This is a genomic window from Nocardia tenerifensis NBRC 101015 (assembly GCF_000308715.1).
Lineage (GTDB): Bacteria > Actinomycetota > Actinomycetes > Mycobacteriales > Mycobacteriaceae > Nocardia > Nocardia tenerifensis.
In genome coordinates, this window is sequence record NZ_BAGH01000591.1 from 1 (window position 1) to 20,370 (window position 20,370).

General features: G+C 67.3%; 16 protein-coding genes. 6 read left to right on the top strand and 10 right to left on the bottom strand.

The window, feature by feature from the left end; genetic code table 11:
- The 3 genes from ON39_RS39620 to ON39_RS46445 form a co-directional block, all read right to left on the bottom strand.
- Positions 1-817, bottom strand: an 817-nt coding sequence (locus ON39_RS39620; protein ID WP_218006200.1) for an AAA family ATPase, incomplete at its 3' end; no start/stop codon positions are given.
- Positions 818-879: 62 nt separating this feature from the next.
- Positions 880-2,040: an epoxide hydrolase family protein gene (locus ON39_RS39625; protein WP_040741923.1), complete on the bottom strand. Its 1,161-nt coding sequence runs from the start codon at positions 2,038-2,040 to the stop codon at positions 880-882.
- 136 nt (positions 2,041-2,176) lie between these two features.
- Positions 2,177-3,802, bottom strand: coding sequence for a lytic transglycosylase domain-containing protein (locus tag ON39_RS46445; RefSeq protein ID WP_051187692.1), 1,626 nt, complete (start codon positions 3,800-3,802; stop codon positions 2,177-2,179).
- A gap of 329 nt (positions 3,803-4,131) precedes the next feature.
- On the opposite strand from ON39_RS46445, the gene ON39_RS39635 reads away from it, so the two are divergent.
- Both ON39_RS39635 and ON39_RS39640 read left to right on the top strand, forming a co-directional pair.
- Positions 4,132-5,715 (top strand): beta-N-acetylhexosaminidase, encoded by a 1,584-nt coding sequence (locus ON39_RS39635; RefSeq protein WP_040741925.1) that lies wholly within the window; start codon positions 4,132-4,134, stop codon positions 5,713-5,715.
- A gap of 63 nt (positions 5,716-5,778) precedes the next feature.
- A complete protein-coding gene (locus ON39_RS39640) occupies positions 5,779-6,930 on the top strand; it encodes a zinc metalloprotease (RefSeq protein WP_246003051.1) in 1,152 nt (383 codons plus the stop codon).
- Between the two features lie 74 nt (positions 6,931-7,004).
- Here the strand turns inward: ON39_RS39640 and ON39_RS39645 are convergent, their stop codons facing one another.
- Positions 7,005-7,292 carry a hypothetical protein gene (locus tag ON39_RS39645; RefSeq protein ID WP_040741927.1) on the bottom strand — a complete coding sequence of 96 codons (288 nt, stop codon included), beginning with the start codon at positions 7,290-7,292 and terminating at the stop codon, positions 7,005-7,007.
- Positions 7,293-7,326: 34 nt separating this feature from the next.
- Positions 7,327-8,343, bottom strand: a complete 1,017-nt coding sequence (locus ON39_RS39650; protein ID WP_083894968.1) for an LGFP repeat-containing protein — start codon at positions 8,341-8,343, stop codon at positions 7,327-7,329.
- Between the two features lie 560 nt (positions 8,344-8,903).
- On the opposite strand from ON39_RS39650, the gene ON39_RS49310 reads away from it, so the two are divergent.
- Together ON39_RS49310 and ON39_RS39655 are read left to right on the top strand one after the other, a co-directional pair.
- Positions 8,904-9,050: a hypothetical protein gene (locus tag ON39_RS49310; protein WP_157195609.1), complete on the top strand. Its 147-nt coding sequence runs from the start codon at positions 8,904-8,906 to the stop codon at positions 9,048-9,050.
- 192 nt (positions 9,051-9,242) lie between these two features.
- Positions 9,243-10,553: a lipase family protein gene (locus ON39_RS39655; RefSeq protein WP_040741930.1), complete on the top strand. Its 1,311-nt coding sequence runs from the start codon at positions 9,243-9,245 to the stop codon at positions 10,551-10,553.
- A 50-nt stretch (positions 10,554-10,603) separates the two neighbouring features.
- Here the strand turns inward: ON39_RS39655 and ON39_RS39660 are convergent, their stop codons facing one another.
- The 5 genes from ON39_RS39660 to ON39_RS39680 all read right to left on the bottom strand — a co-directional run bounded on the left by ON39_RS39660 (position 10,604) and on the right by ON39_RS39680 (position 15,635).
- Positions 10,604-10,807, bottom strand: a complete 204-nt coding sequence (locus ON39_RS39660) for a hypothetical protein (RefSeq protein ID WP_040741931.1) — start codon at positions 10,805-10,807, stop codon at positions 10,604-10,606.
- A 137-nt stretch (positions 10,808-10,944) separates the two neighbouring features.
- A complete protein-coding gene (locus tag ON39_RS39665; RefSeq protein ID WP_083894969.1) occupies positions 10,945-13,071 on the bottom strand; it encodes an NB-ARC domain-containing protein in 2,127 nt (708 codons plus the stop codon).
- On the bottom strand, positions 13,068-14,231 hold the full coding sequence (locus ON39_RS39670) for a glycosyltransferase family 4 protein (RefSeq protein ID WP_040741934.1): 1,164 nt from the start codon (positions 14,229-14,231) through the stop codon (positions 13,068-13,070). The genes ON39_RS39665 and ON39_RS39670 overlap by 4 nt, the downstream gene beginning before the upstream one ends.
- Positions 14,232-15,269: a radical SAM protein gene (locus ON39_RS39675; RefSeq protein ID WP_040741936.1), complete on the bottom strand. Its 1,038-nt coding sequence runs from the start codon at positions 15,267-15,269 to the stop codon at positions 14,232-14,234.
- Between the two features lie 6 nt (positions 15,270-15,275).
- On the bottom strand, positions 15,276-15,635 hold the full coding sequence (locus tag ON39_RS39680) for a cupin domain-containing protein (protein WP_040741939.1): 360 nt from the start codon (positions 15,633-15,635) through the stop codon (positions 15,276-15,278).
- A 473-nt stretch (positions 15,636-16,108) separates the two neighbouring features.
- On the opposite strand from ON39_RS39680, the gene ON39_RS39685 reads away from it, so the two are divergent.
- Together ON39_RS39685 and ON39_RS39690 are read left to right on the top strand one after the other, a co-directional pair.
- Positions 16,109-18,046, top strand: coding sequence for a potassium transporter Kup (locus tag ON39_RS39685; protein WP_051187694.1), 1,938 nt, complete (start codon positions 16,109-16,111; stop codon positions 18,044-18,046).
- Positions 18,047-18,463: 417 nt separating this feature from the next.
- Positions 18,464-20,362, top strand: coding sequence for a CHAT domain-containing protein (locus ON39_RS39690; RefSeq protein ID WP_040741940.1), 1,899 nt, complete (start codon positions 18,464-18,466; stop codon positions 20,360-20,362).
- Positions 20,363-20,370: the final 8 nt, after the last annotated feature.

Below are 20,370 nucleotides of genomic sequence, written 5' to 3' on the forward strand. Positions count from 1 at the left end.
CGTCGGCGGCCGCGACCAACAGCAGCGTGCGCGTGCCCGCGGGCAGGCCGGCGATCTGCGTCCGGAAGCTCTCCTGGACTCGCCGCGCGACCGGCAGCGGGCCGACCTCGTGGACGGGGTCCGCGTGACCCGCGCGCTCGGCGTCGCGGCGGGCCGTCCCTAATTCGATGAGCGCCAACGGGTTTCCGGCGGACTCGGTCAGCACCCGTGTCCGGCCCGGCACGGTGAGTCCCGGCGCGCGTTCGTCGAGCAACGCCGTCGCGGCCGCGCTCGGCAGGCCATCCAAACGCAACGTCTCGAGGCCGGGGGTCATGAACGGCGGCACGGTTTCTCGGACCGCGAAGATCACCGCGATGGGGTCGGCGTGAAATCGCCTTGCCGCGAATAACAACGCGTCCGAGGAGCTGCGATCCAGCCACTGCGCGTCATCGATCAGCACGAGCGTCGGTGTCTCGGCGGCCAATTCGGCCAGCAGGGTCAAGGTGGCCGCGCCGACCAGAAACCGATTGGCCTCCGGCCCCTCGATCTGCCCGAACGCCGCCCGCAACGCCGCCGACTGCGGGCCGGGAAGCCCTTCCAGCCGATCGAGATACGGATACAGCAGCAAATGCAACGCCCCGAAGGCCAACTCCGCCTCGGACTCCACCCCGCCCCCGCGCACCACCCGCACCCCCGGCGCGGCCGCCGCATACTCCACCAGCGCCGACTTCCCGATCCCCGCCTCCCCTCGAATCACCAGCGATCGGCTGATACCCGCCGCCGCGTCAGCCAGCACGCCATCGATCTCGGCTTGCTCAGCCGCACGCCCTAACAGCACGTCCGTCAGACTAACGAGCCCGGCGCGGACGACTGTGGGAAGCGGCGCCTGGCGAGCGTCGGCTAACGAATACGTTCCTCGCGGAAGGCGTTTCGTAGTTCGCTGACGAGTACGTCGGGCTGTTCCCAGCCCGCGAAGTGTCCTCCGTACTTCATTTCGTTCCAGCTGACGAGGTTGTGGTAGCGGTGTTGGGCCCAGCGGCGGGCTACGGGGAAGGGTTCGGCCGGGAAGATGGTGCAGGCGGTGGGGACGGTTATTGTGCGTGCGTTCTGGTCTTCCGCGGTGCGTGGCGTCCATCGCATCGCCTCCCAGTACCAGCGGGCGGTGGCGGCGCCGGTGCGGGTGAACCAGTACAGGGCGATGTTTTCCACCTGCTGTGTCAGGCTGACGCCGCCGCCTGCCTCGGTCCGGGTGTCCGAGAACGCGACGAGTGCCTGGCTGAGCCATGCGGCGAGGCCGGCGGGGGAGTCGAGCAGGGAGTAGCCGAAGGTTTGAGGGAGTGTGCCCTGGACGATCACGTGGGTGGGGCCGGTCATCATGAATCTGTCGCGCGTGGTGAGCATGGCTTGCTCCGCCTCGTCGGCCGTGGCCACGTCCTCGGGGAGGGGCGCGGCGACGGGCATGGTCAGGTGCAGGGCGGCGACCCGCTCGGGGACCAGGCGCGCGAGTTCGGTGCTGACGAACGCGCCCCAATCCCCGCCGTGCGCGCCGAAGCGTTCGTAGCCGAGCCGGGTCATCAGGTCCGCCCAGGCCTGTGCGGTGCGGCCCGGATTCCAGCCGGGTTCGCTCGGGCGTTCGCTGAATCCGAAGCCGGGCAGGGCGGGGACGATCACGTCGAACGCGTCCTCGGCGGCGCCGCCGTGCGCGACCGGGTCGGTCAGCGGACCGATGATGCTCTCGAACTCGAGCGGCGATCCGGGCCAGCCGTGCGTCAGCACCAGTGGAAAGGCGTCGGGCTCGGGTGAACGTACATGCCAGAAGGCGATATTCAGGCCGTCGAGGCGAGTTCGGAAGTGCGGTATCGCGTTCCAGCGCCGCTCGAGCGAGCGCCAGTCGTGCCGCCGCCAGGCGTCCAGCAGACTCGTCAGGCGCGCCAGACCGATGCCCTGCGAGCCGTCGAGAACCGTCTCGGCCTCGGGAAGCCGGACGCGGTCGAGACGTTCACGCAAATCCGCCAGGTCACGTTCGGGAATGTGCACGGGGAAGGGTTCGATCTCAGTCACGACCGCGATGGTAGGACCGTGCCCCGAACCCGCACGATGCGCAAAATTGCGCACTTTCCCGGACTTGTTGACTTGTTGACTTGTTGACTTGTTGGCTCGGGGCGCCTGCCCGCGCGGTAGGCGCTCGAACCGGGGCTCAGGGTTGCGGAACGGGCGGTGTGGTTGTCGGGGGTTGTGGCGGAGCGGGTTTCGGCGCCGGCTGTTGGGTGGGCGGCTTGGGAGCCGGCGTCGCCGGTTGCGGCTTGGGCGGCGGTGCGGCGGGTTGCGGTGCAGGCGAAGCAGATTGCTGTGCCGGCGGAGCGGGTGGCGGTGTCGGCGGATTGGCTTTCGGTGTCGTCGGCGACGGCGGCTTGGCGGCCTGGGTTGTCGGAGTCGGTGTGGCCGGTTGTTGTACGGGTGCCTGCTGACTGTTGGGTGCGGGTGGTGGCGGCGGGTCAGTCGTCGGCCTCACGGACTTGGGATCAGTTGTGGCCTTGGGTGTTTGGGGCGGCTTCGGGGTTGTTGTCGTGGGGGTCGGTGCGATCGGTCGCTGACTGGGTGTCGGGGTCGACTGAACGGGTGGCGGCGCGACGGTCGTCGTCGGAGCCGGGGTCGTCGTCGCCGGGACGGGCGTGGTGGTCGGGACGGGCGTGGTTGTAGTGCGTTGTGTTGTGGTGGTGGGTGTTTGGGTCGTCGGCGTGGGCCGGGGGATGGTGGGCAGTTCCGGCTGCTTCGGCAACGGCGGTGGGCAGAAGACCCCGCACGGAATCGGCGCCCGGCCGGGCAGGACGATCATCACGCGAATCTTCACTTGCACTGTCGCCGAGGGATTCTCGGACGAGGGCGGCGCGTCGGTGGTGGGCGCCGGGCTCTGCTCGGTCGAGTCCGGCGCGGGGGTGTCCGGTGGCAGGGTGGGGTCGGCGGGATCGGCGATGACCGCGGTTTCCCCCGCGCTCATGCTGGAACCCGCGCCGTCGGGCATGCCGCCGTCGGGCGTGCTGTCCGGGATCGGGGCGAGCTCGCCCTGCACGGGCGCGCCGCCGGTCTTGTAGGCGTTGGACCAGCTCAGCACCTTCGACGCGTAGTCGAGGGAGTTGTTGTAGCGCAGTATCGCGCGCGTCTCCTGCTTCAGATCGCGCATATCCAAATCGCCCGAGCACAGGTACTTTCCCGCGCCTAGGACGGCGTCGAAGATATTGTTCGGGTCGGATTTGCGGTCGCCGTTGCCGTCCGCGGCGTACAGCGTCCACGTGCCGGGCAGGAACTGCATCGGCCCGACGGCGCGCACGTAGTTGCCGTCGGCGGCCTTGATGATCTCGTTGCCGGGCAGCGTGCCGTCCAACGCGGGGCCGTAGATGATGCCGCGGGTGGTGCCGTCGGGGTCGGTGCGTCCATTGCCCGCGTGGTTGGACTCGACCTTGCCGATGCCTGCCAGCAGATGCCACGGCATCCCGCAGTGCGGCGTCGACGCCTGCAGCGACAATTCGGCGTTGCGATAGGCGGCGAGCGCTATCTCGGGAATGCCGCGCGTCGGCACGGCGGGCAGCGCGACGTCATGGATCGGCACCGTGACATCGGCGCCGGGCTCGGCCCGCGGCGGATCCGCTTGCAGCCGCAGGACTTCGGAACTGGGGGCCGAGTCGTCGGCGGCCGTGTTCGGATCGGTCGGCGACATCGCGGCCGCGAGCACGCCGTCGGGCACGTTGAAATGCGCGACGGAACCGGAAATCAACAGCCCGGCGAATACGAGGGCGGATGCGGTAATCGGACCGGATATTCGCATCGGCACACCAATCCTTCGTCGACATCGTGGCGACCTGCGCGGCATCGCACGCACCGTGCGATATGCCGGCACCGGCGGACGGTGTGCCGGGCGACGACATCGATACCTGGTTGCCGGCCGCCATCTTCCGAACAACCCGCGCAATCATGACATGGGCGGGGTCCGCGAAGTTCCCCAGTCCAACTGGGGAATTCGCCGCCGAGCAATTTCCGCAATGGCTCGATGATCGTCGAATCGGCGCATATCCCCAGTTGAGAAGGTCCCCACTCATATTTCGCCCACTGCTACATACTTCTGGATGCCCCCTGAAGTTGTACCGGAGGTACGCTATGCGAAAGTTTCTATACCCCTTTGCATTCGGCGCGGCGCTGGCATTGGCCACGCTCGTCGTGCCGGCGCAAATCGGCTATGCCGCCGATAATCCGCCGCCGACCGAACGCGCCGTCACCGATATCGTTCCCGTCCCCGTCGAAGCCAGACCCGAACCCGGCACGAATTTCAAGCTGACCGCCGGAAGCGTGATCCGCGCCGAACACCAGGCGAAAGATGTCGCCGAGTATCTGGGCGCCCTGCTGCGGCCCGCGACGGGTTTCCCGCTGCCGGTGGTGGAGCGATTCGACCGAGGCAAGGCGGGTATCACGCTGGAACTCGGCGACGCGGGCAAGCGCGTCGGCGACCAGGGCTACCAGCTCACGGTGGCCAGGTCCGGCATCACCCTGAAGGCGAACACGACCGACGGACTGTTCGGCGGCGTGCAGTCGCTGCGCCAGCTGTTCCCGGCCGCGATCAACAAAACGACTGTGCAACACCAGGACTGGATCGTGTCGGGCGGCAAGGTGCTCGACTATCCGCGCTTCAAGCAGCGCGGCGCGATGCTCGACGTGGCGCGGCACTTCTTCAAGCCGGATCAGGTCAAGCGCTATATCGACCAGATCGCCCAGTACAAGGTGAACACCCTGCACCTGCACCTGACCGACGATCAGGGCTGGCGCATCGAGATCAAGAGCTGGCCTCGGCTCGCCGAGATCGGCGGCTTGACCGCGGTGGGCGGCGACCCCGGTGGCTATTACACCCAGGAGCAGTACAAGGACATCGTCAATTACGCCGCCTCCCGGCACATCACGGTGATTCCCGAGGTCGACATGCCCGGCCACACCAATGCCGCGCAGGCCTCCTACGGCGAATTGAACTGTGACGGAAAGCCGGTGCCGCCGCGCACCGACATCGAGGTGGGCTACAGCTCGCTGTGCATCGGCAACCCGATCACCTACAAGTTCGTCGAGGATGTCATCCGCGAGCTCGCGGCGATGACGCCCGGCAAGTACATCCACGTCGGCGGCGACGAGGCGCACTCCACTCCGCCCGCCGACTACAAGACCTTCTACGACAAGGTGACGCCGATGCTGGCCACCTACGACAAGAAGGCGACGGGCTGGCACAACATCGTCGTCACCAACCCGCCCACCTCGGCCATCCCGCAGTACTGGGACACCGCCAATGCCAACGCCGATGTCGCGGCGGCGGCCCAGCGCGGCAACAAGATCCTGATGTCGCCGGCCAACAAGGCGTACCTGGACATGCAGTACAACAAGGATTCACCGCTCGGCCTGCACTGGGCGGGCTATGTCGAGGTGAAGGATTCCTACAGCTGGGATCCGGCCACGTTCCTGCAGGGCGTCACCGAGAGCCAGCTGGCGGGCGTGGAGGCCCCGCTGTGGTCGGAGACCCTGCGGACCAGTGCCGATATCGAGTACATGGCGTTCCCGCGGCTCGCGGGCATCGCCGAGATCGGCTGGTCGCCCGCGGCCACCCACAACTGGGACACCTATCGGGTGCGCCTGGCCAAGCAAGGCCCGATCTGGGCCGCGCAGGGCATCAACTTCTACCGCTCACCACAGGTGGATTGGAAGTAGCGGACCGGCGAGGTCCGTCCGAGTGAACAGGATCGCCCCCAGACGATCCGGAAGGAGTCCGAAGTGTTGCCTTATAGAAGAACTCTCGTCGCTTGCTTCGCACTACTAGCCGGATTGGGGGCGGTCCTGACCCCGGCGACCGCATCGGCGCAGCCCGATGCCGCCGCGGTCGACACCGACGGTGACGGGTTGGCCGACGCGTGGGAGAAGAACGGTTACGACGCCAACGGCGACGGCAAGATCGATGTCGACCTGCCGACGATGGGCGCCGACCCGAATCACAAAGACATCTTCGTCGAGATGGACTACATGAACGGTCGCCTGCCGACCGCCGCGGCGCTCGATCGCGTCGTCGCGGTGTTCGCCGCCGCGCCGGTGACCAACCCCGACGGGCGCAACGGCATCACCATCCACCTGGACGCGGGCGCCGCGCGAGGCGCGAAATACGATCTGGGCGGCGGCAATCAGGTGCCCTACGACAACAATCTGTCGCCGGTCGACGATCAGGTCGCCGCGATCAAACGCGGCAACTTCGCCTCGGCCCGCTCGCACATCTTCCACTACATGATCTGGGCCGACTCCTACGACAACGGGTGCAGCAGCGGCATCTCGCTCGGCATACCCGCGGACACCTTCGTCGTCGCGCTCGGCCCGAAGTGCAACTGGAACCCGGGCGACAACGAGAATGTCGGCACGTTCATCCATGAACTGGGGCACAACCTCGGCCTGAAGCACGGCGGCACCGACCACGTGAACTACAAGCCGAACTACCTCAGCGTGATGAACTACAGCTTCCAGTTCTCGGGCGTCCCGAAGACCGACGGCACCGTCAACTTCGGCTACTCGAGCGTGAATCCGCCGGCGCTGAACGAGAATTCGCTGCAGGAGCAGCAGGGCCTCGGGTCCGTGGCGGCCGGGTGGCGCACGGTCTACTTCTGCCCGGACAACTCCCGCAGGCGCACCGCGGGCTCGGCGGACCAGCCGATCGACTGGAACTGCAACGGATCCATCCAGTCCGGCACCGTCCGGACCAGCGTCAACAACGACCGGAACTACTCCACGCTGCAAGCCCAGAACAACTGGGCCTCAATCGTTTTCGACGGCGGCAACGTCGGCCCGGTGGGCGTCGAGTCCCGGCGGGTGCCGGAGCGGTCGCCGGAGGAGATGACGAAGCAGGAGTTCGATCAGTTGCGGCAGAGCCTGCCCGGCGAGTAGTCGACATAGATTCCCGGCGGCGCCCTCCGGAGAGGGGCACCGCCGGGAATTATTGTGTCGCAACTGTTTGCGGACTACCGGTGGCTCACCGCCTGGCGGCCGCGGTGATCGACCGTCTGACGGTTCCTGCCGAACATCGCCAGCACCGCGGTCAACACCGCGCCGACGACGCCACCGCCCGCCACCTGCCAGATGACCTGCCCGAGATCCAGTCCCGAGTCGGTCGCCGCCTGGATGATCGCGCCGGTGATGGCGCCGCCGATCGCCCCGATGGCGCTGTTGCCGAACACACCGAGGCCCTTACCCGCGCCTGCGATGTTTCCGCCGAAGAATCCACCGAGTAACCCTGGTAGCCATTCCATCGTGGTTCCTTTCCCGTGGTCGTGGTGGGCATCGCTAGCCGCGCGAACGCGGTGCGTCGCGGTGCATGTCGTGCGCGCCCGACAGGGTCGCCCCGCCGCGCTGAGCTCCCGCGCCCGCGCCGACGGGAACCCCGGTGCGCGGCGGCGCGACGCCCTGCCGAGTGGCGGTGGTCGTCGTCGGGCGCGCGGTCGGTGCGACGGTCGTGCGGGTCGTCGTGGGCGCCGGTTCCGGCCTGCGACGGCCGAGCATCGCGAGCAAGCCGGCCACGACGGCCGTGATGGCCAGGCCGATCGGGATGCCCCACCACCTGTTGATGCCGGAGTCGTCGGTGGCCTGGACGTCGGCGTTCGGCGCCGGATTCGGGGCCGCGACGGCAGGGGAGTTGACCTGGAAACCCGGTAGGGTCGCGGCCAGCTCCGGCGGCAGCGTGGCTAGGCCGTCATTGTCGGACCAGCTGATCCGGGTGCCCGCCGGGCCCTCGAAGTTCGCCGACGCGACGCCGTCCTGGACCGCCAGATCCGAGCGCGGGTAGCCGAAAGGCCCTGTGATGCCGCCGCTTTCGCGCCAGGCGTCGAGCACCTTGCCCTTGAGGGTCCACGCGCCCAGCTCCGGCTTCCAATAGATCGCCGCGCCGCCCGGCTCGGCGAAATCGTTGAAGCGGCCGACGCCGTCGCCCGCGCCGGTCTCGTCGTTGACGGGGAAGCTCAGCGGACCGCTCGGGCCGCCGAGGGACTTGTACTTCACGAGGATCTCGCCGTACACGGCCTTGGCGCCGGTGTTCGGCGAGTAATAGATGACGCCGCCCTGGTAGGTGCGTTCCGCGCCGCCCGCGACGTCGGTGGCCGGGCCGAGCGGCTCGCCGAGGAACGACCCCGCCCCGCCGAACTCGGCGTAGTGCGCGTCGATCGCGTTGGTCGCCTCCGCGGACGGATCGGCCACCGCCGACGGCGCCGTGGCCAGCAGCCCGGAGACGAGTAGCGCCGCCGCGTTGACCGCGAGGTACGTGCGACGCCGGTGCTTCCCTCGATGGGTATCCAACATTTCAGGCATGATCTCCTCGATTCGTCAGTGCGATGCGCGAGCCGGCACAGCGCGGCCGGTCTGCCGCTCGTCGGGCGGCGATTCGGTCCTGTCGTGCCTTCGGCCTGGACGCGATCGTTGACGTGGGTGGCGCGGTAAGGGCTGTCGTCGGCGTCCCGGTCGAACTCGGACTTCTGTCTGTCAGCGATATCAGCGTTGCGCTCGGTGTTTCGTCGCCGGTTTACCGCCTCGTACCGGCACGGTAAGCAGCTACAAGCGGGCAATTCCCCAGCCTCGCCGCGACCAAACCTGACCTTGCCTGGAAATCGGCGGTCGGGGGCGGGATGCGCCGGGAATCAGCGGCGGAATATCGACGAGGCAGCTATCGCGGACGACGGCCGGTGATACGGTTCCCGCATCGCTCGTCCTGGCTATCGGATGTTCGGCGGATACCACCGCGGCGGCCATCCGGCGAGCATTGCCGCATGGCTCGACCACACGAATGCGCGACTCCCCACCTTCGTTCGCACACGCGACGTTCTGCCGCTCCCGCGCGGAGCTCGATCACCGAATCAGGGGCGTGAGCCGCGATGGACATCCTGGTAACTCTCGTGGCGCTGGCGATCTGCGCGATCGCCGTCTGGGGCGCCATCAGCTTCTGGACCGAGGGCGGCTACGACCGCCACGAACCCGAACGCACCGCGCACGGTCCCCGCCTCGACGACGACGATCGCTGAGGGTGTCACCGACCGCGTGCGCGAGGGGCCATCCCCTCTCGAACCGGCTCTCGCGAGCGATTCTAGAAATGTGCACAACTGTCCCGGACAGGAGTCTGTCGGATTGTCGATGGCGCGGCGTTGACGGGCAGCGTGTACTGACACGAACTCGGTCTCGCACGATGCCGAGCACGCGCGACGAGACGAGGGTGCATGGTGGGGCAGAGATTCAGGTGGGCCGCGGTGTCGTTGACGGCGGTGTGCCTCGCGGCAGCGGGCTCCGGTGTCGCGGTGGGCGATCCGTATCCCGCGTTTCCGCCGGATCAGAATCAGTTGCCGCAGTTGCCGTCCGAGCCGCAGATCTACGATCTGCTGCCTATTCCGGTGCCCGCCGAGGACCCGTGGTATGGCGACCCGGCGGATCTGGCGTCGTACGCGCCGGGGCAGATCATTCGCTCGCGCACGGTGCAGACCCGGATCCTCGGCATCCCGTTTCCCGTCGACACCAGGCAGTTGCTGTTCCGCAGCAACGACATTCACGACAATCCGATCGCCACCGCGACCTCGGTGATCACGCCGGGGATTCCGTGGGCGGGCGGGCCGCGGCCGGTGGTCTCGTTCCAGGAGGCGATCGACTCGACGAACTCCGCGTGCAACCCGTCCTACACGCTGCAGGTCGGCACGATGAAGGAGGCCGCGCTGGCGGTGGGTTGGCTGGCACAGGGTTTCGCGATCAACGTGCCGGACTTCGACGGGAAGTTCAACACCTTCAACACCTTCGACGAGGGCAAGATGGTGCTCGACAGCCTGCGCGCGATGAAAAACGAGGCGTCGCTAGGTCTTTCGGACTCCGGCATCGCCATGTACGGGTATTCGGGCGGTGGGTCGGGGTCGATCCGCGCGGCCGAGATGCGCGAATCTTACGCTCCTGACGTGCGATTGCTCGGCACGGCCATCGGCGGCACGCCGGGCGACCTGCGGTTGCAGGCGCGGTACGCGACCGAGCAGCGGCCGGGGCTGACCGGGATCAGCAACTTCACCATGTGGCTCGGCTTCGCCGGATTGGCCAAGGAGTTCCCCGAACAGTTCGACGCGACGAAGCTGCTGACCAAGGAGGGCCAGGCCATCCTCGCGGACATGCGCAGCCGCTGCGTGTACACCGTCGCGCTCTCGGGCATGTACCGGCCGATCAGCGACTACTTCCAGCCCGGCATGACCTTGGAGAACGCGCCCGGCGTAATGCAGGTGCTGCGGGAACAGAGCCTGGGACAGCACATTCCGGACAGCCCCATCTTCTGGTTCCACGGAATCTGGGATGAGCTGATCCCCGCCTCGGTGGTGCTGCCGGTCGTGAACGACTACTGGAACCGCGGCGCCGACCTGCGCTTCTATACGATGCCGCTGCCCGAACACGTCGTCAACGCGGGCGCGGGCTGGCCGCCCGCCGTGGCCTGGATCAGCGCGGTCCTGCGCGGCCTCCCGCCGGGCCCGCGATTCAAGGCCGACTTCCAGCTCCCCGGCTGATCGCGGTCGGCCGACGCGGGACCATCCCGCGCCGGCCGACCGTCGCCTTACTAGCGGCCGGAGCCGCTCGACGACAGCGACTCCAGCAGGCAACTCCAGTGCGGAGCGCCGCCGGGGCAGCCCGGGCTGGCCACCGGAGCCTGCTCGGCCGGTTCGGCCGGCTGCAACGGGATGGCCGAGGCGGGCACCGCGGACGCCAGCGGCGCCAGCAGCAGTGCGCCGACGAGCAGCCCGGTGCGAATATTGGCACGCATCAACAGAATTCCTTTCGAGCGGCGAGGGGAGCCGCAGCGAGATTATCGGCACCGGGTGCGTGCCGGCCAGACCCGGAAAGACACGCCACCGGAACCAGGGTCCTCGCGCTCGGGGCGGTGAACACGCTGTTGCCTGCTCACCCGCTCGGGTTCCCGCGCCGGAACAACGCGACGGAGCGACCGAACCGCACGATGTTCGCCGGACTCCAGGGCCGTAGATTCGCAAGAAACGTCTCGATCTCGGGCTCCAACCCTCTTGTTCGCATGGCGCGCAGATCGGCGAGGGCCTCCGTCGCCCATCGCGCCGCACGACGCGGGCGGCCCGAGTCCTCGGCGAGAAGTGCGCGACCAAAGCTCGCGTAGGCCCGTCCCTCCAGCGTCTGCCGGGGATGATTTCGTGACCGCTCGAGCACCGGCCTGGCCTGCGCGAGCTGTCCGGCCAATGCCAGCATCAGACCGTAGAGCGCCAGCTGAGTCGGCGGGTCGTAGCCGTCGCTTTCCCGGCGCAGCGAAACGACGACCCGGTACATCTCGGCCGCGGTGCGCCAATCTCTCTGGGCCACAGCGACATACGCCTGTACCGCGCGCACCCGCGCGCGTACCGGAGACAGCGTCGCCAGCGCCTGCGCCCGCTCCAGATCCGCGGTGTGGTCCGACGCGACATCGCGTCCGACGGTGAGCTGCACCAGGTAGGCGATCGCCAAGGCCTCGCCGTCCGCCACCGCGTTCGCCACGGCGAGGTCGCGTCCGCGATTCAGCACCTCCGCCGCGCGTTCGTCGTCACGGCACGTCAGCAAGATGTAGCCGAGGCCGTCGATGAGCAGCCATATCTCCCATTCCGCGTGGCCCAGCTCATGCGCGGCGTCGATGCACCACTCCGAGACCATCCTTCGCTCGTCGATCATGCCGATGCGCCACAGGTGATGGACCAGAACCCCGCCCAGCCGCAGCACGGTTTCCGAGTTCCGGTCGGCGACGGCCCAGCGGACACACTGGAGTATGGTCCCGACATCGCGTTCGACATCGGTGTTCGTCAGCCATCGTGTGATCGGCGCCCAGTAATCGGTGCCGAGCGCGTCCGCCACGAGGTGGAGCATGAAATCGGTTATGCGACCCTTCAATTCGGCCGCAAGCGCGGGCGCCGTCGACACCTCGCCGGCCATGAACTGGCGAGCCAGCGGAAGAATGCTGAACCGATCGTCGGCGAGACGGACCAGGGACAGCTTCACCAGATCCCGTGCCGCCGAATTGCCTGCCGCGTCGTCGAGACCGGCGACTCGAAACGCGGTCTGCCGTGCGGCATCGGCCGGAAACAGTGAGATGGTCATCAGCAGCCGATAGCTTCCGGTGCCGCGGATGCCGGCTATGGCATTGGAAAAGATGTATCCCACGACATCTCCGTCCGGGCTCGACACGGCGTCCGGCAGGGCTTCCAGATCGAATCCGTAGGCGATCTGCCCGGCACTCCAGACCGCGGCCAGCGCGACTCCGCCACTGCACTCGTATACCTGCCCCTCCACCTCGGGGGAGGAGTCCACGCCCTTCGCGGCCAGTTCACGAGCGACCAGGGTCGCCGTGTCGTCCGGGCCGAACTCCGCGAGCCGGATCTCGTAGGCCCACCCGAGTTCGGGCCGCGTGGTCACCAGTGCCCTGGTCGGGCTCGGCATGCTCCGCAAGAACGAGAGAATCGCGTCCTCTTCGATGGTCTCGATATTGTCGACGACCAGCAGGGTCTTTCGCTGGCTCAGCAGCGCGCGGATGAGATGCTCGCGTTCGGCCAACGGCGCCTGCAGTATCTCTCGACGCTCCAACGTAATCGCGATCGTGCGGAAGACATCCGCGATGGATTGCACCGCCGACCGTCGCTGAACGATCCCGCTGGGCAGCAATTCGTACTGCTGCGCGGAGCACCAGATGAAGGTGTCGTACCGAGCGCTGCGATCGGTACGGGCGCGTCGGAACAATTGATGAGCCACCTCCAGCGCCAATGTGGTCTTACCGACACCGCCGAAGCCGACGATCGCGACGACCGGGTGCGCCGGTGTCCGCAACTCCGACATCAAGGAGACGAGTTCCCGCGTGCGATCCACCAGTCCGTGGTGGAGTGGCTGCGGCAGATTGTGCACGATCTGCCGGGCGCCTGGATCGTGCCGTCTCGACCGCCACCATTGGGCCAGCGGAACCTGGCCGATCACCGCGACGTACAGCACGGCGGCAATTCCCGCGACGCTGCCGACGGCGGAAAGCATTGTGGACCAATTCATCTCGAGACCCCAGCCGCGCCGCGGGCGGCCGCGGCGTAAATGTCCTCGAGCGTGTGCAGGTAACGCGCAGAGCCGAAAGTCGCCCGGATGTAGGCCGCCCGCCTCCGCCGGGCCGCCGCCGCGGGGCGGCCGTCGGCGCGCACGACCCGCCGGATCGCCGACGCGGCGGACGCCAGACTCCCCGCGTCGTAACCGACGACATGCGGCTCGTGTTCGAGTTCCCCGAGTCCGCCGGACCGCGGCACGATCGCGGGCGTACCGCACGCGGCGGCCTCGATCGCGGCGAGCCCGAAGGGTTCGGCCTCCGCACAGGTCACGAGCGCGGACAAGCCGCGGTAGATATCCGGCATCTGCTCGTGTGGGACGACCCCGCGAAATCGCACCGATCCGGACAGGCCGAGACGCCGCGCTTGCTCTCGCAAACCGGGCAGGTCTGGACCACCGCCGACGATGAGAAACTCACCGGGGAATCCCGCGGCGATGAGTGTGCGAGCGAGTTCGAGAAAGAAGTCTGCGCGCTTGTACGCCACGAGCCTGCCGACGAAACCGATCCGGACGGTGTCGGTCGGGAACTCCGCAGCGGGAGTGAACAGCGTGTCGTCGTACGAATTCCGCAGCAGTATCGCGTTGTTCGCTTCGGCGGCGATCTCGGACCGCAATCGCTCGAGGACGAACCGGGAGATGCAGATGATCGGCGGCTGTTCGGCGCCGGACAGATATCGCCGGCCGTGCGACAGCCGATGACTGCGCAGCATGCCGATCTCCGAGCCGTGGCACGTGACGACCACCGGGCGTCCGTGCCCGCGCGTGGCCTCGAACGGGATCCAGAGGTGCTGGACGTGCACGACATCGGGTCGGAAACGTTCGACTGCCCGCCCGATCGCTCGGCCCCACGCGTCGGCCAGTGCGGACAGGTCGCGCGGCCCGAGCGCGTCGTAGGTGAGCGGGCTCGCCGGATGCCCGGTGAACGACGGGAATGCGGCGAGGGGCACGGTGAATGTGTAGTCCGCGGAGTCGGTTTCGGCGAGTCCGACGTCGGACGCCGGGACGAGGACGGCGACACGGTGGCCGCGGGTGCGCAGCGCTCGGCGCAGATTCGCGGTGTACGTCCCACTGCCGGAGCCCTGCAGCGGCGTGTGGTTGATCAGCAGAATGCGCATCTAAGACCGAGTATCGTCACCGAGCCATCGCAACTGTCGCGCCGGGTTACGGAGAATGAACGAGTTGTCGGAGTGGCACCCTGAGGGACAGTGCGTGCACACCGACGCCGTCCCCGGATACTCGCCGTAGCGCTGCCTGCCCGCGGCCACCAGGTCTGGTATCTCCGAGTCGAGCAGCGAACCGACCTTCTGATCGGCATATTCGTCACACGGGTACAGGAAATTTCCCTCGAAATCCAGATAGAACTGATTGCTCTGCACCAGGCAGTTGGTCTGGGTGAACTCGTTGCTCAAGCGGTCGGAGTGCGCCCTGTCGTTGGTCACGTACTCCGGTCCGGCGTACTCGATCGCCCGCAGGGAGATCTCGCGTTCCTTGCTCCAGTCCGCGTGCTGGTTCTGCTTCAGCGGGAGGAACTTCATGATGAACTCGTTCTCGACGCAGAAGTCGAGCAGCGGGGCCACGTCCTGATCGAAGTCGTCGGTGGGCGACGTGGTCCACGAGGGGACGATGGTCGGCAGATCCGCACCGAAATCTCGGCGCAGTCCGGCCAAATCATCTAGTAGACGCTTCATTTGCTTCGGGTATTGCCTGGTGCGCATCGCGTCGATGCTCACCGTCAGCGTGTCGACCAACGGGAGCAGGGACTCGTTCCGTCTCAGCAAGAGTCCGTTGGTACTCACCCGTATCGAAGGTATGTCCTGCTGTCGGATATGGCGCAAGAGGTCCCCGAAGTCACGGCGGCTGAACGGCTCGCCGCCGAGGATGACCAAACAGTAGGTGCGCCCGGACAGCTTTTCGGTCAATACGCGCAGCGTCTCGGTCGGCACATTTTCCCTGGCGTGATGTGACGGCTCCGAGAAATAGTCCTCGTAATAGAAGTAGCAGTAGCTGCACCGTAGATTGCACGTGTTGGTGACGTAGATGTCTGTTTCGAACGCGCGGTGCGCATCGAGGCCGAGCCGCAGCCGTACCAGGTCTTGTTCGAGTTCTCTACGGGCAGTAGCCCTTCTGCCCGGATCGCGAACGGTGATGAGCATGTCTCACTACTCTCGCCCGTTCTGGTCGGGATCGACCAGTACCTTGTCCGACGGAATACTCGGAGCCCGCACCACGATGAGTTCGGTATCCGGGCCGGTCGAGATATCGGAGACCACGGACTGTGGCCAGATCACGTAGAACTGGCCCTCTCGCAGGTCATGCTGCGCACCGTCGATGGTGATCCGCATGCCGCCTTTGATGAGAATATTTATCTCGACCGACTTTTCGTGATAGTGGACCTGGTCGCGGCTCGGCCGGACGTCGGGGAGTTGCTGCCAGGCAACTTCGACCAGATCGCTGTTGAGTAGCGGCTCGTCGACGAACGCGCCGAAGAACCAGCCTTTACGTTGACGAAAGTCATCCACTGTTCCGACGAAAGCTCGTTTTTCGCTGGCCATGAAAAGGTCCTTCCTCGGGCGCGTCCATCGCTCCGCGGCCCCCACCTCGAGTGATTCCCAGGAAAAATTGATCTAGCGTAGAGCGGCTATCGACGAGCTGCACTCATTGGAACTCGCCCCTACCGTACATGCGCCGATTCTTGCTGTTGTCGTTCAGGCGCGCTCATTTGGCAACGGTGGCAACGTATTCCAGAACCTACCACACTCCGGAACCCGCCGAAACCGTCGCGATCGGGTGGAAGATCTTTACGTGACGCTCCAGGTGAGCGCGGTCGAGTGCGGGCAGATCCGCCCGCCGGGTGGTTACAGTGACGTGGCGGCAAACGGGACCGACTATGGGTGCGGGCCGCGTGGCGAGGAGGTGTGATGAGCGATACTGGCGCAGCCTCGCTCAGCGGAGCCGACCGGGTGCGGGTGTCCCGCAAGGCACAGGAGGCGTGATGGACACAGGGGTCGAGGTGACTCCATCGGTTCCCGCGGGCGCGGATCGGCCGGTGCGGCTCGCCGTGGTGGTCGGGGCGCTCGGCGTCGTGTTCGGCGATATCGGAACCAGCCCGATCTACACGATCCAGACGGTGTTCGATCCCGAGGATCCGCATCCGGTGCCGATCGGCCGGGACAACGTGTACGGCGTTGTGTCGCTGATCTTCTGGTCGGTGATGATCGTCGTCACGTTCACCTACATGACGCTGGTGATGCGGGTGAACAACGACGGCGAGGGCGGGATCATGGCGCTCATCACGCTGCTGCGCCGCCTCGGCGGCGGACGCGGCGGGCGGGTCGCCGCGCTGCTGGCGGGTGTCGGAATCTTCGGGGCGGCACTGTTTTTCGGCGACAGCATGATCACCCCGGCCATCTCGGTGCTGTCCGCCGTGGAGGGCTTGAAGATCGTGCAGCCCGATCTGGCGGAGCTGGTCGTGCCGATCACGGCGGTGATCATCCTCGTCCTGTTCTCGGTGCAGCGCCGCGGCACGGCGGCGGTGGGCCGGCTGTTCGGGCCGGTGATGATCCTGTGGTTCGGCACGATCGGGGTGCTCGGGGTGTCCGGCATCGCGCGGCACCCGGAGATTCTGAAGGCGCTGTCACCGACCTACGCGCTCGGATTCATGTTCGGGCACTTCGGCATCGCGTTCTTCGCCTTGGCCGCGATCGTGCTCGCCATCACCGGCGCCGAGGCACTGTACGCCGACATGGGCCACTTCGGCAGGAAGGCGATCACCCGCGGCTGGCTCGGGCTGGTGCTGCCCGCCTGCGTGCTGAGCTATTTCGGGCAGGGCGCGCTGATCCTGGGCGACGAGGGCACCGTCGGCAGTCCGTTCTTTCTGCTCGCGCCCGGCTGGGCGCGGCTGCCGCTGGTGCTGCTCGCGACCGCCGCGACGGTGATCGCGTCGCAGGCGGTGATCACCGGCGCCTACTCGGTGGCCTCGCAGGCCGCGCAGCTCGGTTACCTACCGCGCCTGCGGATCGCGCACACCTCGGAGTCGACCATCGGACAGATCTATGTGCCGTGGATCAACTGGGTGCTGATGATCTCGGTGCTGACGCTGGTTTTCGCGTTCCGCAGTTCGGCGGCGCTGGCCTACGCGTTCGGCATGGCGGTGACCGCGACGATCTCCATCACGACGCTGGTGTTCTTCTACCTGGCCAGGATCAAGTGGGGCACGCCGCTGTGGCTCGTCCTGCTCGGCGCTGTCCCCTTGCTCGCGGTGGACGCGACCTTCCTCGCGGCGAACCTGACCAAGCTCGTGCACGGCGCCTGGTTGCCGCTGCTGATCGGGCTCACGGCGTTCACGGTGATGAGCACCTGGGCGCGCGGCCGCGACGTCGTCACCCGCGCACGGGAGGCGAAGGAGGGCCCGCTGCGCGCCTTCATCGACGAATTGCAGGACGGCAAGCCGTCTCTCGTGCGAGTGCCCGGCACGGCGGTGTTCCTCAACCGCGGCAAAGCGACCGCGCCGCTGGCGATGCGGGCCAATGTCGAGCACAATCACGTGCTGCACGAGCACGTGGTGATCATGTCGATCGACACGCAGCCGGTGCCGAGGGTGCCCGACGGCGAGCGGACCGAGATCGACGCGCTCGGCTACGCCGACGACGGAATCATCCATGTGACAGCGCGTTTCGGCTACATGGAGACCCCCAACATCCCCGCCACCCTGCGCCTGCTCGACCCCGCGCACACCGAGGGCCGGATCTCCGTCGACGACGCCTCCTACTTCCTGTCCAAGATCGAACTCAAGCGCGGCCCCGAGCCCACCATGGCGGCCTGGCGCAAGCGCCTGTTCATCGCCACGTCCTACATCACCGCCGACGCCGCCGAGTACTTCGGACTGCCGGGCCAGCGCACGGTGATCATGGGCGAGCGAGTCGAGGTGTAGCGGGGGCTCGCAACCGTGCGGATATTCCCCGGTCACCGCGGTCGAACCGTGCCGCTGTAGGTCGTTCGATGGACACCGCGTCTTTGGGTGCATCGATAAACTATTGGTACGCAGACGCTCTCGTTATATGACGTGGACGGGGATGGAGAATTGACGTTGCGCGCTCGCCGCGAGCCTTGAGGCGAAACTAATTGCGACGCTGAGCGATCTACAGGATATGTGGCACACGGTGGCCGGCGGTCCTGGTCCGCTCGACGAGTTCCGTTGCGAACGCCGCCGCGTGCGGACCGACAACGACGACCGGGACGGTCGGCTGTGGATCAGGTGAGCCCGCGATCGCGGTGGGCGGCAACGGATCCGAGCGCGCCGGACGAACCGGCGTTCCGTGAATCCGACTCGACTAGGGTGGCCCCGCACGTGTTCACGCCGAAGAAAAATCGTATCGACCCCGGACTGGCGCGGCGGGTGGAGTGCCTCAGGGAGCGCGTCGGCGCCGCCGAGGACTCGCGCTCGCCCGACGAAATTCGCGCGGTCCTCGCCGAATTGAACCTGTTCATCCTGGAGTTCGTGCCCACGATGGGCGCCGATCTCGGGAAGTCGTTGATCGGCACGGACGTACTGCGCTGGGCGATCATCCTGGAAACGAAACTGCCGGAGTGCAATTGGTTCCGCGTCGCGTTGACCTCGACGATGCACGCCGGCGCCTACGCGCACGCGGTGACCCAGTTCTGGCAGAACGACGAGACCCAGATGCCGCTGCGCGCGGCCAACCAGCTCGTGTTCGAGATCGGCGCGTACGCCAACCACCGCTGCTCGATGCCCGCGTTCGCGCCGCTGCTGCTGGAGAACGTCTCGGGCAGCCTGTATCTGGCGACGCAGGTGATGACCGCGATCCGCGCCGTCGACCCCGACCCGCACAACCTCATCGCGCTCGCGCAGGAGAAACAGCGGTGGGGCGCCGGCCTCGAGACCGAGGAGTTCTGGGATCACGGCGACCGCGACACCCGGATGATCAACCGGCGGCTCGAGGAGTTCCGGGCCAGGCAGGTGAAGCTGGTGGAAGCCGCACCGGCGCACCGCATTACGCTCGAGGCAGACGTTCGTCACTGCGTCACGGAGCTGGCGGCGGCTCGCTCCGGCCGCGACATCGTGTATCTCGTGGCCACCCCGCTCGGCGGGGTCGCGTTCCGTACCTTCGGCGACACGACGCGGCTCGGCCGGACGGTCAGCATCGACCTGCCCCGCTTCACCAGCGGGCGGGTGCGCGGATGGCAGGCGGGCATCGGCGAGCTCTACCGGCGACGGGAGAGCGAGGGGCTCGGCGCCGCGGCGCTGCACGATCAACTCACCGAGATCCTGACCGAGATCGGCGAGACCAGCCTCGCCATCGTCCGCGTGCAGTGGCCCGACCTACCGGCCTTCGCGCTGGCTCCGGTCGGCGCGGTCGCCGCCTTGCCGCTCGGCGGCGCGCTGGTGGACGACCTGCCCGCGCAGATGCGGTTCGACATGACCGTCATCCCGAACGCGAGCATCTTTCTCTCGGCCACTCTGCATCCCGAGGCGAAGTCGCGCGAAGCCGTTGTCGCCGTGGATCCTTCGTCCGGCGACGACTACCTGCCCGAGGTCGAGCCGGAGGGCGAGGCGATAGCCGCCGTTCACCGGACCCGCGCGTTGAACCTGCGGACGAAAGGCGCAGTGCCACAACCAAATGACGGGCCACAACCAAATGACGGGCCGCAACAGAATGACGGCCGCCGACCGGAACACGAACGGCTCGCAGACGACGAACAAGCACGCATACGCTCCATGCCGCCGAGCAGACAGCACGAGATCATCGACGATCTAGCCCTGCACCCGGCGCCGCCGCACCTCGACGGTGGCATCCTCGACTCCATCGAACGAGCCGCCATCGTGCATCTGGCCTGTCACGGCGTGCTGGTCGAGGATCCGGTGTTCAACTCGGTCCTGCTGCTCGGCGACGAGCCCGTCTCGCTCAGCGAGTTCCTGATCCGGCCGGTGGCGCCCGGCGGGGTGGTCGTGCTGTCGGCCTGCTGCGTCGGGGGAGCGGTGGCCGGCCTGCCGAACGAGTTGCTGGGCTTCCCCGCGGTGTTCCTCTCGGCGGGCGCGCGCACCGTGATCGCCTCCGCCATACCGGTTATCGATTCCCCGGCGACCATCGCGCTCCTGGCGGATCTGCACCGCGGACTGGCGGCGGGCGAGGCGGGCCACGTCGCGTTGCGCTCGGCGATCACGGCGTCCTACGGTCGCGGCGACCGGAGTTTCATCTGGGCCGGCTTCACCGCGTTCGGCGCGTGACGCCCGTG

Excerpts from the sequence above, each read along its gene's own strand:
- ON39_RS46445 (WP_051187692.1), bottom strand. The coding sequence starts at position 3,802 with ATGCGAATATCCGGTCCGATTACCGCATCCGCCCTCGTATTCGCCGGG.
- ON39_RS39685 (WP_051187694.1), top strand. The coding sequence starts at position 16,109 with ATGGACACAGGGGTCGAGGTGACTCCATCGGTTCCCGCGGGCGCGGAT.
- ON39_RS49310 (WP_157195609.1), top strand. The coding sequence starts at position 8,904 with ATGGACATCCTGGTAACTCTCGTGGCGCTGGCGATCTGCGCGATCGCC.
- ON39_RS39635 (WP_040741925.1), top strand. The coding sequence starts at position 4,132 with ATGCGAAAGTTTCTATACCCCTTTGCATTCGGCGCGGCGCTGGCATTG.
- ON39_RS39645 (WP_040741927.1), bottom strand. The coding sequence starts at position 7,292 with ATGGAATGGCTACCAGGGTTACTCGGTGGATTCTTCGGCGGAAACATC.
- ON39_RS39670 (WP_040741934.1), bottom strand. The coding sequence starts at position 14,231 with ATGCGCATTCTGCTGATCAACCACACGCCGCTGCAGGGCTCCGGCAGT.
- ON39_RS39650 (WP_083894968.1), bottom strand. The coding sequence starts at position 8,343 with ATGCCTGAAATGTTGGATACCCATCGAGGGAAGCACCGGCGTCGCACG.
- ON39_RS39655 (WP_040741930.1), top strand. The coding sequence starts at position 9,243 with ATGGTGGGGCAGAGATTCAGGTGGGCCGCGGTGTCGTTGACGGCGGTG.
- ON39_RS39665 (WP_083894969.1), bottom strand. The coding sequence starts at position 13,071 with ATGAATTGGTCCACAATGCTTTCCGCCGTCGGCAGCGTCGCGGGAATT.
- ON39_RS39660 (WP_040741931.1), bottom strand. The coding sequence starts at position 10,807 with ATGCGTGCCAATATTCGCACCGGGCTGCTCGTCGGCGCACTGCTGCTG.
- ON39_RS39675 (WP_040741936.1), bottom strand. The coding sequence starts at position 15,269 with ATGCTCATCACCGTTCGCGATCCGGGCAGAAGGGCTACTGCCCGTAGA.